A 15,564-nucleotide genomic window follows, 5' to 3' on the forward strand; every position below is an offset into this window, starting at 1 on the left:
GAAATACCACCCTTACCTATATGGATGTCTAACTGCGGCCCGTTATCCGGGTCCAGGACCGTGTATGGTGGGTAGTTTGACTGGGGCGGTCGCCTCCTAAAGAGTAACGGAGGCGCGCGATGGTAGGCTCAGAACGGTCGGAAATCGTTCGTCGAGTGCAATGGCATAACCCTGCCTGACTGCAAGACTGACAAGTCGCGCAGAGACGAACGTCGGTCATAGTGACCCTGTGGTCCCGTGCGGAAGCGCCATCGCTCCACGGATAACCGGCACGCCGGGGATAACAGGCTGATGACCCCCAAGAGTCCATATCGACGGGGTTGTTTGGCACCTCGATGTCGACTCATCGCATCCTGGGGCTGGAGCAGGTCCCAAGGGTATGGCTGTTCGCCATTTAAAGCGGTACGTGAGTTGGGTTCAGAACGTCGTGAGACAGTTCGGTCCCTATCTGCCGTGGGTGTAGGAATATTGATAGGATCTGTCCCTAGTACGAGAGGACCGGGATGGACGTATCTCTGGTGGACCTGTTGTCGTGCCAACGGCATAGCAGGGTAGCTATATACGGACGGGATAACCGCTGAAGGCATCTAAGCGGGAAACCCACCTAAAAACGAGTATTCCCTATCAGAGCCGTGGAAGACGACCACGTTGATAGGCCGGGTGTGGAAGTGCGGCAACGCATGTAGCTTACCGGTACTAATAGCTCGATCGACTTGATCACTCCCATTTACAATATCCATCGAACGAAGTTCGATGTCTCTTTTGTCCTTGCGAAGTAAACTTCGAAGATGACAATAAGCATACGACTGTATGCCGCCGAATGTTCGGCGCGCCCGCGCAGCCATTCGCAAAGTGAATGTGGCGTGAGCGAAAATAACAGCACGAAAGACAACCAGCTTCTCATATTTGTGTTCTTCGCCGACCTGGTGGTTATGGCGGAGCGGCTGCACCCGATCCCATTCCGAACTCGGCCGTGAAACGCTCCAGCGCCAATGGTACTTTGTCTTAAGACACGGGAGAGTAGGTCGCTGCCAGGTCTGCTAAGCACACAAATCAATCCATCTTCTCATAATTACAAAACAGTCACAAAACGCGTAGTTCGCCAAAAATACCAAACCGGTTCATAATAAAAACCCTGGCGCGGGGTGGAGCAGCCCGGTAGCTCGTCAGGCTCATAACCTGAAGGCCGCAGGTTCAAATCCTGCCCCCGCAACCAACAATACGAACAAACCCGTCGCACTAGCGGCGGGTTTTGTTGTTTTTATAGCCCTTCCAATGGTTTGACGCTCCACCCAGTTCAGGATCGTGCCCATTTCGCCGTGCAGCGTTGCGAAAACTTCGCCCCGTTTTGCGCCGGGCCACAACACGATCTTCTCGTGCAGGCCGCGCAATGCCTCCGCCGCTTCCTTGCAACGGAGTCAGATCAAAATCATTTTGTCGTCCTACCTACCGCTAGACCCCAGATGTCATTATCCCGTAAACCGATAGAATACTCCACGCCATGAGTTGTGCGCCGCTATGGGCATAATTACTCATAGGATCAATTAAAGGTCTTCGCGGCGCATAGTTTGATGTGTGAACGACGATGTTATCTTTTAGAAGTCTGAGATAAACAGAGGGGTGGATGACGACGACTTCATTTTAACGAGCCGCCCAATTTGCACCTCGACGAAACATTGTCCGCATCTGAGGTACAGAGAATTCTTTGGCCTGGTGGCCGAGTGCTGAATAGAAGACGCGGCCGTTGCCATATTTACGTTTCCAGACCACGGGCATCACTACGCCGTTGATCCACCATGCATGATCCCCGTTGAAAGTTGTTGTCGCTAGGACTTCATTGGAAGGATCCACATGCATGTAATATTGTTCGGAATGATACGGAAAGTTTGTAATGCCTTTCATTATCGGATCTTCAGGGCGAGCCACATCTACCTGATAATCGATAATATCGCCAGGATGCGCAACCCACTGGCCTCCTATCATGAACTGGTATTCCACGCATTCACGGAAGCTATCGCCCGCACCACCGTGGAACCCAGCAATTCCAACCCCATTTTCGACAGCTTTAGCTAGGTTTTTAATTTCTTCTTTTTCAATTTTCGACATCGTTACAATGGGAACGACAAGGCTAAGGTCATGCACGGACGGATCAGCAAAAGCCTCTGTGCTGTGCTCGACATAGACTTTGAAACCTTCTTCTTCGAGGATGTCCTTGACGATTACCGAACACTCCTGTGGTTCATGTCCGCTCCAGCCGCCCCAGACGATCAGCGCTTCTTTCATCGTTTCCTCCTCAGGATTAATTTGCAATCTGGTTATTAACCAGAGACGTGTCGAGTGGGGCGGGTCGCTCCACGTCTGTCATGATAGATATTGTTTTTCCCATATCAGACGCAGTCTGGAATGCTTCCATGACTTCGAGTACATGGAGTGCAAGTGAGCAATTCGCGCGATGCGGCCGGTTATTCCGAATGGCATATGCCATATCGGCAATTCCAAGTGAGCGATAATTCCCATCGGCATAAGGTTGAGAAACTGCTTTTTCTTCAAACTCTCCGCCTTTTTTGAGCAATAACACATCGCCGCCAAAATAATTCGGGTCCGGAACGATCAGCGTGCCTTCAGTGCCATAAATTTCGATGGGCACATGTTTGTGCCCGGCGACATCAAAGCTCATGGCCACTTGCACGACCGCGCCATTTTTAAACGCCAGAATGCCTGCAACATGGGTAGGAATATGGACAGGAATATGCTCACCGTTCCTTTCGGCGCTCGTAATGATGCGTTCTTTCCGGGGCGTCGTCGCGAAGCTTGCGACCTTATCAACTGGTCCTAGTAGGTTAACAAGCTCTGTTATATAATATGGTCCCATATCCAGCATCGGTCCGCCACCCACTTCATAATAAAAGTCCGGGTTGGGATGCCAGCGTTCATGTCCACCGCACATAAACGTTGCCGTTCCACCGACAGGAATCCCCAAAACACCTTCATCTATGAGTGCGCGTGCAGCTTGATGGCTTCCGCCGAGGAAAGTGTCTGGAGCAGAACCCAGACGCAGATTTCTGGCCTTGGATGCTTCAAAGAACCGCTTGCCTTCGGCAAAATTTATACCGAGGGGTTTTTCGGAATAAACGTGTTTTCCTGCTTCCAGCGCTGTCAACCCAACTTTCACATGCGCCTTTGGTATGGTCAGGTTGACAATAATCTCTACTTTGGGATCTGTGAGTAGAGCCTCAACGCTGCAGGCTTTAAGCCCAAACTCTTCGGCTCTTTTGTGGGCCACGTCCGCATTCATGTCTGCGATACCGCAGATATCAAGTATTGGAAACGAAGCCATCGCCTTGATATAAGCACTGGAAATATTTCCGCATCCAATAATTCCGATGCCGACCTTGTTCATATTTATTTCCTCCCAGAAATCTTTAACCGTTCACCGAGTTATATGGCGGGGCCTGTGGTGCTCCACGGGGATTCGTAGAGTTCCTGCAGTGCGACGGCAGCAGCGCCTTGTGCCCACAATTCGTCACTGGAAATATCAAAGACCAGTTCAGCAACGCCCTTCAGGGCTTGTGGAACGGCAATATTGTAACTTTCCCGAATGCTGTTGATGAACGGCTCCCCAAGTTCAAGACTGGTGCCCGTAATGATGACGCGCGATGGCGCAAACAAAGTTACGATATTTGCCAGTGTGAGACCTATTGCAGCGCCGGCGCGTTTGGCAGCATTTAAAAGTTCTTCATCGGAAGCGCTAATGAGTGAATGTGCATACTTCATACCCCTTCCGAGGCGCATGGCTTCTGCAAAACGGGCATCATCTGGGCGAGACCCAAGAATAGCGCTTTCACCGGCATGGCTTGCAAGCCTGACGGTCGTATCATTGGTATAGCCGAGTACAAGGTCGCCTAGATTATGGCTGAGCCCATCAGCACCGCGAAACAGCTGATTTTTGTGCAGAACCCCAAGCCCAAGCGTTTGCTCAAGCGAAATCAAAACCATGTCTTCAAATTCACGTGCATGACCAAACCAATGGTGCGCAAGGGTGATCGCGTGCGCATCACTTTCAATCATTGTGGGCGCATTCAGACGAGCGGTCATTTCTGCAGCAAAATTAAAATTATTCTCTCGCAGGATAGGCGTGCTGCGGACTATTCCCGTACGATGTTCTACAACGCCTGGAATTCCAAGGCAGATCATATCGATATCTTCGATCGACAAACCAGCATCGAGGACGCATCGGCGCACTCCGTCTTCAATCAGATCGGCAATGACACCTATCGGCTGACGATCAACCCGTATTGCAAGTGAGAGGTTGGAGAGAATCTCCCCACGAAAGTCTGTGACAACGAAAATCATGCGATTGGAGGCTATTTTGGCACCGACAACACGCGCTGCCGCGGGGTTAAGCTCAAGCATTACCCGAGGCCGTCCGCGCGCAGTTTCGTTGCGGATATCACCTTCATGTCGTGTCAGTATCAGTCCATCATCCAGCAGTGATGCAGTTATTGCAGAAACGGTTGTAGTGGAAATCTCTGTTCGCTCGCTGATTTGAATGCGGGAAATAGGGCCATGACGACGGATCGTATCCAATACGTTAAACCTGTTGATAGCGCGCATCAGTTCGGGATCGGCAGTCTTCATGAGGTCCTGTTGTGATCGATGTGGATCATGTCTTATTTAAATCGGATTGCGGATTAAATAACGTTGCTTCGCTTGCCCATGTCAAGTCCAATCGCATAAAAATAGGAAATAGTCTTGACATCAAGTGTTATGTCGGATGAATTAATCCGTATTGGGGAATAAATTGTGAGGATGACCCCAAGGGAGGATCTCGAACATGAAGTATTGGTACGCAGGCGCAAGCCTGGGCGGCAGGTTGATGTATTATGTCGCAAAAGCAAGCATAGCTTTGGCGCTAGGTACGGCAAGTGCTTCGGCGGCCACAACTGTTAAATGGTTGCATGTGGAATTGGATCCCAAAGCGGTGGCCGTCTGGGAAGAAATAGCAAGAGACTACGAAAGCCAGCATCCTGATGTTAGGATCCAATTACAATTCCTGGAAAACGAGGCTTTCAAAGCCAAGCTACCGACCTTACTACAATCAAAAGAAGTTCCAGATTTTTTTTATAGCTGGGGTGGTGGTGTTCTTGAGGAGCAGTCAAAAACCGGTGTTCTCAAGGATTTGACTGAGGAATTTAATTCTTCTGACGGTAAACTAAGGCAGGCTTACACGAGTTCATCTATTGAAGGTCTTTCCTTCGATGGTAAGCTTTGGGCGATTCCTTATAAAGTCAGTCTTGTCAGTTTTTTTTACAATAAAGAACTTTTTGCGAAAGCAGGTTTAGATCCCGCTAATATCAAAACGTGGGATGATTTGAATAGTGCTGTAACCAAGCTCAAAGACGCTGGCATTGTTCCTATTGCTGGTGGGGGTGGTGACAAGTGGCCACTTCACTTTTACTGGAGCTACCTTGTGATGCGTAACGGTGGCAAGGCGGTCTTCGATGCTGCCAGCAAAGGTGAAGGTGACGGCTTTTTGGATCCAGCCATTATCAAAGCTGGTGAGCAACTTGCAGATTTTGGCAAGCTCGAACCATTTCAGCCGGGTTATCTAGGGGCAACTTGGCCGCAGGCACTTGGTGTTTTTGGTGATGGTAAAGCGGCAATGATTCTTGGATTTGATAATACTGAGGCTAATCAACGCAAGAATGCCGGCGATGGAAAAGGGCTCGCTCTGGAAAACATTGGGCGGTTTGCATTTCCTCTGGTTGAAGGTGGTTCAGGAGGCGTGGGCGATACGTTAGGCGGAATTAATGGTTGGGCCGTTACCAAAAATGCCTCCAAAGAGGCTATCGATTTTGCACTTTTTCTAACCAATAGGGAAAATGAACAGAAAATGGCTGAGGCAGGGATGATATTGCCTGTGGCAGCTGGTGCTGATAGCGGAGTTAGAAACCCTCTTTTGGCTGAATCTGCTCGACAGCTGGCGGCTTCGACATGGCACCAGAACTTTTTCGATCAAACACTAGGTGCTGCCGTAGGACGCGTCGTTAACGAAGTAGCGGTCGATATTATTGCAGGCCAGATGAGTTCAAAAGAAGCGGCACAGCAAATCCAGGATGCTTTTGAGCTCCGTTAAGCGCGTTCCGAGCGCACGTTAGAATACTACGTGCGTTCCGCATTCTAATCACTGGCACTATGAAAGTGGAACAGATGACGGATATGTCTGTGACTTCGGCATCCTCGCATCCATGTAAAACACATCTGGTGAGGAAGAAAAAAAGTTCTGTCGCCCACGACCGCGCTCTCACGCTTCTGATCTTTCTGCCGCCGGCTTTATTGCTGTTTACACTCTTTGTAATTTTGCCGATGGGTGAGGCGGCCTGGTACAGCCTTTATCGCTGGAATGGATACGGAACGCCAACGGAATTTGTAGGCTTTAAAAACTTTCAGGTACTCTTCGGCAATGCAGCCTTTTCTCAGGCACTGTTCAATAACGGGTTGATCATTGTCATCTCCGTCCTTGTGCAAATTCCTTTAGCGATCTGGCTCGCGATGATGCTGGCTCATCGCATTCCCGGCGTTGTAGTCTTCAGGCTGATCTTCTTTCTGCCTTACGTTCTTGCAGATGTTGCGGCAGGTCTGATCTGGCGCTTTGTTTATGACGGCGACTATGGACTGTTTGCAGCGGCTTCCAACTTTTTCGGTTTCGCCAATCCGTATGTTCTGGCAGACCGGGATCTAGCAATTTACGCTGTGCTCGCCGTCATTGTCTGGAAGTATTTTGGCTTTCATATGATGCTTTTCATCGCGGGGCTTCAGTCTGTCGATAAAGCTGTTCTGGAGGCTGCTGAAATCGATGGCGCGAATGGTTGGCAGAAGTTTCGTTACGTAACGCTGCCGATGCTTGGTTCCACCGTCCGCTTATCCATTTTCTTTGCGGTCATTGGTTCGCTGCAGCTCTTCGATATGATTATGCCGCTCACAGGCGGTGGGCCATCCAATTCAACCCAGACGATGGTGACCTTCCTCTACACTTACGGCGTCATGCGTATGCAGGTCGGGCTCGGCAGCGCGGTTGGAGTCATTTTGTTTGTGATCTGTGTGACACTCGCCTTCGGTTATAAAAGGATTTTCATGCGCCATGACTGATACATCAAACGCTGTCCGCATGACGATACAGACCCGGGTTTATCTCTACCTTTCGCTTGGATTCATTGCCGCTGTTGTTTTGGTGCCGCTTCTGACAACAGCGCTGGGTGGCTTCAAAACGCTCGGTGATCTTCGGGTCAATCCTTTTGGTCTTCCAGCAGAATGGCAATGGGCGAACTACGGAGATATTCTTCTCGGGCACCGTTATTGGCTGCAAATATTCAACTCGTTGATCATCGCTGTTTTAACGGTTTTCCTGACATTGCTGGTGTCGGCGATGGCGGCTTTCACCTTTGCGCATGTCAAGTTTTTTGGCTCGTCTTTCCTGCTTAATTATTTTCTGCTCGGACTGATGTTTCCGGCCGCAACTGCAATACTACCATTGTTTATCCGTATTCGTGATCTAGGGTTGCTGGATACCTATTGGGGTGTTGTGCTGCCGCAGGTCGCATTCGGTCTCGGTATGAGCATATTGCTGTTTCGCAATTATTTTCGAAACTTGCCGGAAGAGTTGTTTCACGCGGCATTCGTTGATGGTTGCGGTTATCTGCGCTTTTTCTGGCACATTTCGTTGCCACTTTCGCGCCCTATCTTGGCGACAGTGGGTATTGTCTCGTTTGTTGGCAGTTGGAATAGCTATCTTTTGCCACTCATCCTACTCAATTCGGAATCCAAATACCCATGGCCGCTTGGCATCATGGTTTACCGAGGTGAGTTCGGTACCGAATGGCAACTCGTACTCGCTTTTATAACTCTGACTATTTTGCCAACCGTCATCGTGTTCTTCCTTGCACAAAAACACATCATCGCCGGTTTGACAGCAGGCGCGGTAAAATCCTGATGGGGAGAAGCAATCATGGCTTCCGTAGAACTCATAAATATTCATAAATCCTATGCTTCTCTTGAGGTGATCCGGGATATTTCTTTGGCGATCAATGATGGTGAGTTTGTTGCGCTTGTCGGGCCATCAGGCTGCGGAAAATCTACACTTTTACGTATGGTCGCCGGACTTGAGGAAATAACTGACGGCGAAATCGCTATAGGTGGTCAGATCGTTAACGGAATGACACCGCGCGCGCGAAATATCGCTATGGTATTTCAATCGTACGCACTCTATCCACATATGACGGTCGCTGAGAATATGGCCTTTAACCTCAAATTGGCGGGGCAGCCCAAAAGTGTCATTGAGGAACGGGTCGGGGAGGCAGCGCGTATGCTTGACCTTAGCAAGCTTTTGGATCGAAAGCCATCACAGCTTTCTGGAGGACAGCGTCAGCGCGTTGCCATGGGAAGAGCGGTTGTGCGTAACCCTTCGGTCTTCCTGTTTGACGAGCCATTATCAAATCTCGACGCGAAGCTTCGCGTTCAAATGCGTAGTGAAATAAAAAGCCTGCATCAGAAGGTCGGCACGACTTCCATCTATGTTACCCACGATCAGATAGAGGCAATGACATTGGCAGATCGTGTTGTCGTTCTAAACCAGGGGCGGATTGAACAGCAGGGGACGCCTTTGGAGTTGTATAAATCCCCGGCAAACGTTTTCGTTGCTGCCTTTATTGGCTCCCCTGCGATGAACCTGATCGCCGCGATAATTGATGCCGATGCGAATGTACCTATCGCTCGTTTGAAAGACGGCACCGCGATAGCAATTTCGTCCGAAAAGAATGTTAAGCGGGGACAGGAGGTCACGATCGGCCTTCGGCCCGAGCATATTGGTTCATCAACTGCTGGAGATATTCGCCTTGAGGGCAGAACAATTTTGGTGGAGCCAACGGGCGCACAAACCCATGTCGTTTTCGAACTTGGTGAAGAACAGATAACCGCGGTTGTTGACGGTGAAAAGCAGGTGCGTGTCCACACGCCTTTTTCGGCCACGATCACTAATGAACGCATTCATGTTTTCGATAGCTCCAGTGGTTTGGCGTTATGATTATGTTGAGGTTGATGAGCGATCGTCATGCGATATGATCGCTAATGGCGGTTTTAGTGTCGTGCAGAAGGAACACGCTTCAAGGTTGGCTATCTTTGTGTGGCCAGCCGTTTTTTCTTCAAACAGTTTCTGGTGCTACCTCTCACGCACGATGAAATCATCGTCATGGGTAACGTTCCCGCTCCGAAGGTGGCGAACATCAAATAAAAAACCAAAGCGGCAGGTGCCCAACTACAGAACTTGTAGCCCTATAGTTCTGATTTCAATTCAATTGAAATGGCTTTTTCGACGCTCAAAGGCACGTCGGTGAGCAAAAGTTGAGTGCTCGACGGAATAATTATTGGAGGCCATAGACAAAAGATATCATAACTTTTGAACTGGTGAAGAATAGCTCCTTCGATTCGTCTCACGAGGAAATAAGAAGATTGCCATCCTCATGCAGCCGATAAGCACGCTTTGTGTTGGACGGCGACATCTTCAATCTGCTTTACCTTGTTTTGCTGACGCAGGCTTGTCTAGTTCAGTATCCGGTTCCTGTAATTCTTTTGCGCTGGCGGGGGGCTGCATATACAGCGTTTCACTGGCGAAGGCGAAATCGGCTCCATGGGAGTGTACAATTTCGATAATCTTGAGGTAAATTTCCTGTTGTGCCGCCAGCCAGTCTGCCCAGATCGTCGTTTTGGTAAAGCAGTAAACCATTATGTTAAGCGAAGAGTCGGCAAACGCATCAAAATATACGAGCAAGGACTGTTTTTGATCAATGTTTTCGTTGTTCTTCAACATTGATCGAATATCTTCAACAACGACCGCCAGTTTGCCAGCATCTTCATAACGCAAACCAATTGTTGTCGTGATCCGCCGATTGGTCATACGCCCCGGATTAACTACGCTGATTGTGGAAAACGCTGCATTGGGCACATAAAGTGGGCGGTTCTCAAACGTCCTAATTTTGGTGAGGCGCCAGCCAATTTCTACAACGGTTCCTTCGATGTCACGATCCGGTGAGCTGATCCAGTCGCCGATGCTGAAGGGACGGTCGAAATAAAGCATAACCCCTGAAAAGAGGTTGCTAAGCATATCCTTTCCAGCGACACCAATCGCGATACCACCAATACCCCCAAAAGCCAGCAATCCAGACAAGCCAATGCCAAAGTGCTCGCCGAAAAGCAGCATGATGACAACGAATATTGCGAGCTTAAGTATGCGCGAAATCATGCGTGCGGATGTTACGTCATTGCCGCGCGCGATCTGACTGTGAGTGAGGCGGTTGATGAGCTTAAATAGCTGTTGCATGGCCAGGAGTGCCATTGAAACGATAGATGCTGTCTTGACCATATCAGGGGTGATGAGCGTGATATGATAATCATCAAGCAGCATGTAGGCGAGTTGACGGACGGTCAAAATTGAACCGAACATCAACCCCACGAACACGATGTGAACGGATATGCTGTGGGACCAGCCACGCTTTTTGCGCATTAGAAACCAGGTCGCAAAGGCCGCAATTGCGAATAACAGAGCGATCGCGGCAGCTATCCAGTATTTTGACATTCAGTCCCCGAATTCAAAGAATACAAGCTAAGTGACTAAGTCTTAGCACCAGCTTGATTTTATATCCTATTTAACCCGAAATTCTCCGGGAGAAATTTATAAATCATTCGCCACGCCCGAGAGGCTCTTGCTGGATGTCAAAGCGCCTGTAAAGAATGCCAGATTGGCCGCTGCAATACGGGCGGCAGCCTGCGCATCTGTTTGGGCTAGCTTCGCATCCAGCAACGCATTATTTGTTTCATTGACCAGTGTGACTGTTCCAAGCCCGGCCTTATAAGATTCTAATGCTGCGTCGAATGCTGTGGCCGATGTCTGCACAAGCACACCTGCCGCTTTGTTTGCTGCAAGTGCTGTTTTCAGCGCATTGGAAGCAAGAACAATTTCAGCAACTGCATCGAGCTGTACGCGACGGAACGTCTCTGTGGCTGCACTTTGTGTGGATTGTGCATTTCTCAATTGTGCTGCTCTGAATCCACCGTCGAATATAGGAACAGTCGCGCCCACCAAAATGCCTGCGCCAGAGGTTTGATTGCCAATGGATGGCAAACTACCTGCATTGAAGCTGTTTGAGCTTGATGCAAGCGTGCCAGCAACAAACACTTTCGGCATGAATTCGGCCTGAGCAGCTTTGACGCCTGATTTGCTGGCTTGCAATGCAGCATAACTGACAATGAGATCAGGGCGCTGCGATAACGCTTTTTCCAGCATTGCTTGCGTTATGCCATCAAAACTACCCGGCAATTTATGTTGGGTTGAAGCATCAACGTTAATCTTCAACATTGCATTGACACCCATGGCTGCCAGAAGTGCCTGATATGCCGTCTGCTGTTGGCCTTGAGCGCGAACAATGCGCAATTCCGATTGTGCGACCTGCTGACGTGCCAGCGCCAGTTCAACCGTCGTCGCCCGACCTTCGTTCAGTTTTGCTTGAACTGCGGCGAGTACGGCCCTGCTGTTACGCAACGTTTGTTCTGCAATACGATGACCGGCTGTCGCTGCACTATATTCATGATAGGTTCGTGTTACGTCAAAAATGACCTTCTGATGCAAGCCATTAAAAGTAACATTTGCAGCAAAGGAAACCTGTTTGGCAGCGTCAGCCAAGGCAGCACGTTGTCCAAAGTCGAAGACCAACCATTGCAAAGCAATGTTCGGCGTTACACCCCTTAAGGTTGTGTTGACGTTGCGTTCTCCGATCAAGGGTACATCGACTGGTGTCGAGGTCTTTTGAACCCCGCCAATCACATTGGCCGTGATGATTGGCAGCATTGTCGCTTCAACCATGCCGACAGCGAGAGCAGCTTGTCGGGCTTTCTCCCATGCATTTCGCGTTGCCGGGTTGCTTCGTTGGGCAAGATCAATCAATTGCGCCAGATTGTATTCCGACTGTGTATTGACTGAAACGGGACTGGAAATTAGAGCCAGTTCAGGATTAGCCGGAACACTAAAATCTTTTTCATCACCCGCGAAGTTTCGTGGTGTGTCACCTTTTTTGGTTTCTTTCCAAGGCTTATCAGCCGCTTCAGGCGCGAGTTTAAGCGCATCTGTTGCGCAGCCGCTGAGAGAGAGGGCAATGATAAAAGGTAATATCAGAAATCGCGGATTTGCAGGTCTTTTCATGCTTTACCATCCATCAAAGCTGTTTCCAGATGCGTAAGATGCATGTTGATCTGCTTTGTCCCCGCAATTTCTTTCCCCTCAAGAGGGGAGACCTGATCGGCCGCTACGTTTTCACCTTGCATTCCAACAGCTCCCAGTTGCGCTGACAGCATATTTAGTCGCGCAGCAGCATCAGGAATTGCTTCAGAAGAGAAGTAAACTTCCTTATTGAGTGAGGCAAGCTGATCGGCAGCAACAGTGAAGGTTTTTTCAAGCTCTGCCGATGGTCGCAACCCGGCCGGTTCAAACGGCAATAGATAAAAGCAATAGTGAACCTCGTCGAGCAACCGCTCTGCTTCTGCTGCAGTCGCAATCATCGTCATACGTTCTTCTGGTTCGGCTGCGGCAATTTGGGCGATTTTCTTTGCAATATCTGACAGTTTCTGCCGGATAACGGCTGCGACCGGAGCTGGCCATATAAGGGTTGAGACGATGTAAACCGCGAAATTGCCAACCAGAATGCCGATAATGCGATCACGTGCAGTATCCATATCGGTTGTTGGTCCAAAGCCCTGAAGTACGGTCAGTGTAAAAGCGAGACCAATTTGGACGCCTCCATAGGATACTTTTTCACTGCCTGCTGTGACCCATGCGGCGAGGAGTGCGACCAAGAAGACAAGAACCATCAGGCCGCCGACGGATTCAAGTTGCGGCATGAGATAGATAAGTGATCCAATACCGATCACAGCTCCAATAAGACAGCCCGTAATGCGCAGGGTTAGTTTATGGATGGTATCGCCTGCCGTTCCCATGGACGCGACATAGCACGTGACCATTGCCGTATGGATGCCCTGCCAATTTATGGCAGCGTAGAACATATAGCAAAGGATCGCTGCCAGCGTCGTTTTAAGAGCAAAGCGCTGATAAACCGGATTTGTGAAAGCATCAGCGGCAAAAAAACTGTCGCCTGCGCCTTTACGATAAGCTGTTTTCTCGCTTCCGGCTATGTTGCGCAACGCTTGCAGGATGCCAGCTTCCTGTCGACTATCGGTCGAGCGCGGCTCAATCTCAGGTGATGGCATTGCTACGCCCTTATCAAGAGCTGCAACCATTTCATCGATGTGCCGGGCGTATTGTTTTTTGCTATCGTCAGCAGTGTCGTCAGGAAGTGCAGAGACCGCGAACAACAGCTGATAAGAGGCCGGAATATCAGCCTGAATCTTCGCGGCTTTATCGCTTGTTGTTTGATGAAGAATTTTAACAAGCATAGAACGCTTGTTTTCGTCGTCATTGGCTGTGCCCAGCTTTTCCTGCAAGTGCTTTGTGGTCTCGGCATTTTCTTGCAGCAAAGCCTCTTTTGCCACCAGCAATCTTTCGCGCATTTCCTCGCGCAATAATGTCAAACTCCAGCGTCCGAAGAACAGACAAAAGCCAGCAATGACGAACATGGGCAGAATGGCCATTTCCCATGCGTAGCGGAGCGCAAAAGAAATCACACCATTAATCGGCACTTCGTTAACAAGGCTAAGAATGAATGCGATGATGAGAGCGACGATGCTGCCGCCTTCTCCAAGCTTGCTCGCCGCGCCGATGAAAATGAACACAAATGAAACAGCGATCATCACCAAAATGCGCAGTAGGGCGGATTCGATCGTCCATTGCAGCACAGGGATCATAGCAGCGACGAGCAAAGTGATTGCCAAGACTGCAGCCGTGGCAACAATGGTGTTCTCAGCCCCGTCAGCTTTCATGAGAAAGATAACGAGATAGCAACTGATTGCTGATTCCGGGATGTGAAACATCATGGCAATACCGGCAACAAGCGCACAAACCGCCGCCACGCGCCATGACGTTGCCATGCGCCCCGGAAAAGGTGCGAGGTCCGCTAAAGTTTCGCGAACAGCTCCCCAGAGCGTATGTTCAGCACTTTTTGCCATTTAACACTGTCACAACGGCTGAGGCTCCGGAACGTGTCAGTTCTGCGGGCGGATCGATCAGCTTCACCCGCACGGGGAAGCGTTGTGCAATGCGAACCCAGTTCAGGTTCTTCGGCACGTAGGGCAGATTTCGCGGAATATTGATAAGATCTCCAGAGGAAACACCCCAGCCGATACCCTCTACAATACCTTTCACAACAATAGAGCTGTTGGCAAGAATGCGAACATTCGCGCAGTCTCCAACTTTAATGGCGCCCAGTTCTGTTTCTGGAAATGTTGCGGAAGCATACCAGCTCGACGTGTCGATCAGCGTGAAAACGGATTGGCCGGGCGCAATGATTTGTCCGGTGCCATTGATAACACCGACGATACGGCCATCATGCGGTGCATAAACAATGCTGTTATCAAGATTGTGCTGTGCCAGGGCAAGGGCTGCCTGGCGTGCGCGAACGAGCGCTTCGGAGCTATCAAGCGTGCCAACGAGGGTATTTGCGGCGTCCGCCTGTTTAATAGCCTGGCTGAGACTGATCTGCGCATCATTGCGCAATGTTCGCGCGTCATCGACCTGCTGGCGCGAAGCGTAGCCTTTCGGGCTCAACGCTTCAAGGCGCTTGAGTGTCGCTTCTGCAAGATCAAGATTGGTGCGAGCCCGTGCAATCTGCTGGTCCGCAATCAACGCATTTTGCGATTCTGCTTTGACGGCACGTCTCTGTGCCTCGAGGGTGGCTTCCGCGATGGCGAGATCTGCCGTTGTCTGTTCCACAAGCAGTCGGAGCGGCACTGGATCAATCGAAAAGAGCTTATCACCCTTTTTGACAGCCTGATTTTCCTGAACATTGATCTCGATGATCCTGCCTGGCACCGTCGCTGCAATATTAACCAGGTTGGCGCCAATGACAGCGTCATCTGACAACGGGTTATTGTGTGCCTGCCGCAGATAAAGCCAACCCATTACCACAGCGATGATAATCAGAATGCCTGTCAGAATGACGCCGACGATGCTGAATTCTCTTTTGCTATACGCGTTGCTTGTCATGTTATCGACCATACACAAAGAGCGCGAGGCTACTGGCGATCGCTATCACGATTGCAGTATAGGCCGTCAGGCGAAACGGAAGGATGTCATCAATGCCGAGGCGTATAAAAATGACGCGAAGCAATAAGGCGATGATGATCGCTACAAGAAGACAAAACATCCAAGATGGAAAATATGCCCCGAACAAAGAAAATGACGGCCCTGACAACGCAATAGGTCTCCGTAAGATATGCGTTTAATATGAGACAGATTTCTACCCCATAAAACAGTTACGAAAAGCTAGTCTAGACTGCAAGGCATATGATCTTCTTTCCAGAAAGAGTATTTGCATATTCTATCGCGTAAAGTCGATTTTTATAAATAAT

Annotated in this window: 11 protein-coding genes, 1 tRNA gene and 2 rRNA genes (1 of these 14 cut by a window edge); 7 read left to right on the top strand and 7 right to left on the bottom strand. The window is 49.7% G+C overall.

What is annotated here, in order from left to right:
• From H5024_RS03760 to H5024_RS03770, 3 genes are all read left to right on the top strand, one after another.
• Positions 1-721, top strand: a 23S ribosomal RNA gene (locus H5024_RS03760); it begins 2,201 nt to the left of the window's first position.
• 201 nt (positions 722-922) lie between these two features.
• Positions 923-1,037, top strand: a 5S ribosomal RNA gene (rrf, locus tag H5024_RS03765).
• Positions 1,038-1,139: 102 nt separating this feature from the next.
• Positions 1,140-1,216: transfer RNA gene (locus H5024_RS03770), tRNA-Met, on the top strand.
• A gap of 425 nt (positions 1,217-1,641) precedes the next feature.
• Here the strand turns inward: H5024_RS03770 and H5024_RS03775 are convergent.
• Genes H5024_RS03775 through H5024_RS03785 form a run of 3 tightly spaced genes read right to left on the bottom strand, consistent with a single transcriptional unit; the run spans position 1,642 to position 4,638 of the window.
• Positions 1,642-2,283, bottom strand: a complete 642-nt coding sequence (locus H5024_RS03775) for a ThuA domain-containing protein (RefSeq protein ID WP_187544088.1) — start codon at positions 2,281-2,283, stop codon at positions 1,642-1,644.
• 16 nt (positions 2,284-2,299) lie between these two features.
• Positions 2,300-3,400 (bottom strand): Gfo/Idh/MocA family oxidoreductase, encoded by a 1,101-nt coding sequence (locus H5024_RS03780; protein WP_187544089.1) that lies wholly within the window; start codon positions 3,398-3,400, stop codon positions 2,300-2,302.
• Between the two features lie 38 nt (positions 3,401-3,438).
• Complete coding sequence (locus H5024_RS03785; protein WP_187544090.1) at positions 3,439-4,638, bottom strand: ROK family transcriptional regulator; 1,200 nt, start codon at positions 4,636-4,638, stop codon at positions 3,439-3,441.
• 196 nt (positions 4,639-4,834) lie between these two features.
• Between H5024_RS03785 and H5024_RS03790 the strand changes: the two genes are divergently transcribed.
• From H5024_RS03790 to ugpC, 4 genes are all read left to right on the top strand, one after another.
• Positions 4,835-6,136, top strand: a complete 1,302-nt coding sequence (locus H5024_RS03790) for an extracellular solute-binding protein (protein WP_187544091.1) — start codon at positions 4,835-4,837, stop codon at positions 6,134-6,136.
• A 74-nt stretch (positions 6,137-6,210) separates the two neighbouring features.
• On the top strand, positions 6,211-7,149 hold the full coding sequence (locus H5024_RS03795) for a sugar ABC transporter permease (RefSeq protein WP_187544092.1): 939 nt from the start codon (positions 6,211-6,213) through the stop codon (positions 7,147-7,149).
• Complete coding sequence (locus H5024_RS03800; RefSeq protein ID WP_187544093.1) at positions 7,142-7,990, top strand: carbohydrate ABC transporter permease; 849 nt, start codon at positions 7,142-7,144, stop codon at positions 7,988-7,990. Before H5024_RS03795 ends, H5024_RS03800 begins: the two co-directional genes overlap by 8 nt.
• A 15-nt stretch (positions 7,991-8,005) precedes the next feature.
• Complete coding sequence (gene ugpC / locus H5024_RS03805) at positions 8,006-9,079, top strand: sn-glycerol-3-phosphate ABC transporter ATP-binding protein UgpC (RefSeq protein WP_187544094.1); 1,074 nt, start codon at positions 8,006-8,008, stop codon at positions 9,077-9,079.
• Positions 9,080-9,556: 477 nt separating this feature from the next.
• Here ugpC and H5024_RS03810 read toward each other — a convergent pair whose 3' ends face one another.
• From H5024_RS03810 to mdtN, 4 genes are all read right to left on the bottom strand, one after another.
• Positions 9,557-10,627: a mechanosensitive ion channel family protein gene (locus H5024_RS03810; protein WP_187544095.1), complete on the bottom strand. Its 1,071-nt coding sequence runs from the start codon at positions 10,625-10,627 to the stop codon at positions 9,557-9,559.
• Positions 10,628-10,723: 96 nt separating this feature from the next.
• Positions 10,724-12,247: a TolC family protein gene (locus H5024_RS03815; RefSeq protein ID WP_187544096.1), complete on the bottom strand. Its 1,524-nt coding sequence runs from the start codon at positions 12,245-12,247 to the stop codon at positions 10,724-10,726.
• Positions 12,244-14,163 (bottom strand): FUSC family protein, encoded by a 1,920-nt coding sequence (locus tag H5024_RS03820; protein WP_187544097.1) that lies wholly within the window; start codon positions 14,161-14,163, stop codon positions 12,244-12,246. Before H5024_RS03820 ends, H5024_RS03815 begins: the two co-directional genes overlap by 4 nt.
• Positions 14,147-15,199 (bottom strand): multidrug transporter subunit MdtN, encoded by a 1,053-nt coding sequence (mdtN, locus tag H5024_RS03825; protein WP_187544098.1) that lies wholly within the window; start codon positions 15,197-15,199, stop codon positions 14,147-14,149. Before mdtN ends, H5024_RS03820 begins: the two co-directional genes overlap by 17 nt.
• Positions 15,200-15,564: the final 365 nt, after the last annotated feature.

This window comes from Ochrobactrum sp. Marseille-Q0166 (assembly GCF_014397025.1).
Classification (GTDB): domain Bacteria; phylum Pseudomonadota; class Alphaproteobacteria; order Rhizobiales; family Rhizobiaceae; genus Brucella.

Excerpts from the sequence above, each read along its gene's own strand:
- H5024_RS03820 (WP_187544097.1), bottom strand. The coding sequence starts at position 14,163 with ATGGCAAAAAGTGCTGAACATACGCTCTGGGGAGCTGTTCGCGAAACT.
- mdtN (WP_187544098.1), bottom strand. The coding sequence starts at position 15,199 with ATGACAAGCAACGCGTATAGCAAAAGAGAATTCAGCATCGTCGGCGTC.
- H5024_RS03775 (WP_187544088.1), bottom strand. The coding sequence starts at position 2,283 with ATGAAAGAAGCGCTGATCGTCTGGGGCGGCTGGAGCGGACATGAACCA.
- H5024_RS03810 (WP_187544095.1), bottom strand. The coding sequence starts at position 10,627 with ATGTCAAAATACTGGATAGCTGCCGCGATCGCTCTGTTATTCGCAATT.
- H5024_RS03780 (WP_187544089.1), bottom strand. The coding sequence starts at position 3,400 with ATGAACAAGGTCGGCATCGGAATTATTGGATGCGGAAATATTTCCAGT.
- H5024_RS03785 (WP_187544090.1), bottom strand. The coding sequence starts at position 4,638 with ATGAAGACTGCCGATCCCGAACTGATGCGCGCTATCAACAGGTTTAAC.
- H5024_RS03790 (WP_187544091.1), top strand. The coding sequence starts at position 4,835 with ATGAAGTATTGGTACGCAGGCGCAAGCCTGGGCGGCAGGTTGATGTAT.
- H5024_RS03800 (WP_187544093.1), top strand. The coding sequence starts at position 7,142 with ATGACTGATACATCAAACGCTGTCCGCATGACGATACAGACCCGGGTT.
- ugpC (WP_187544094.1), top strand. The coding sequence starts at position 8,006 with ATGGCTTCCGTAGAACTCATAAATATTCATAAATCCTATGCTTCTCTT.
- H5024_RS03815 (WP_187544096.1), bottom strand. The coding sequence starts at position 12,247 with ATGAAAAGACCTGCAAATCCGCGATTTCTGATATTACCTTTTATCATT.
- H5024_RS03795 (WP_187544092.1), top strand. The coding sequence starts at position 6,211 with ATGACGGATATGTCTGTGACTTCGGCATCCTCGCATCCATGTAAAACA.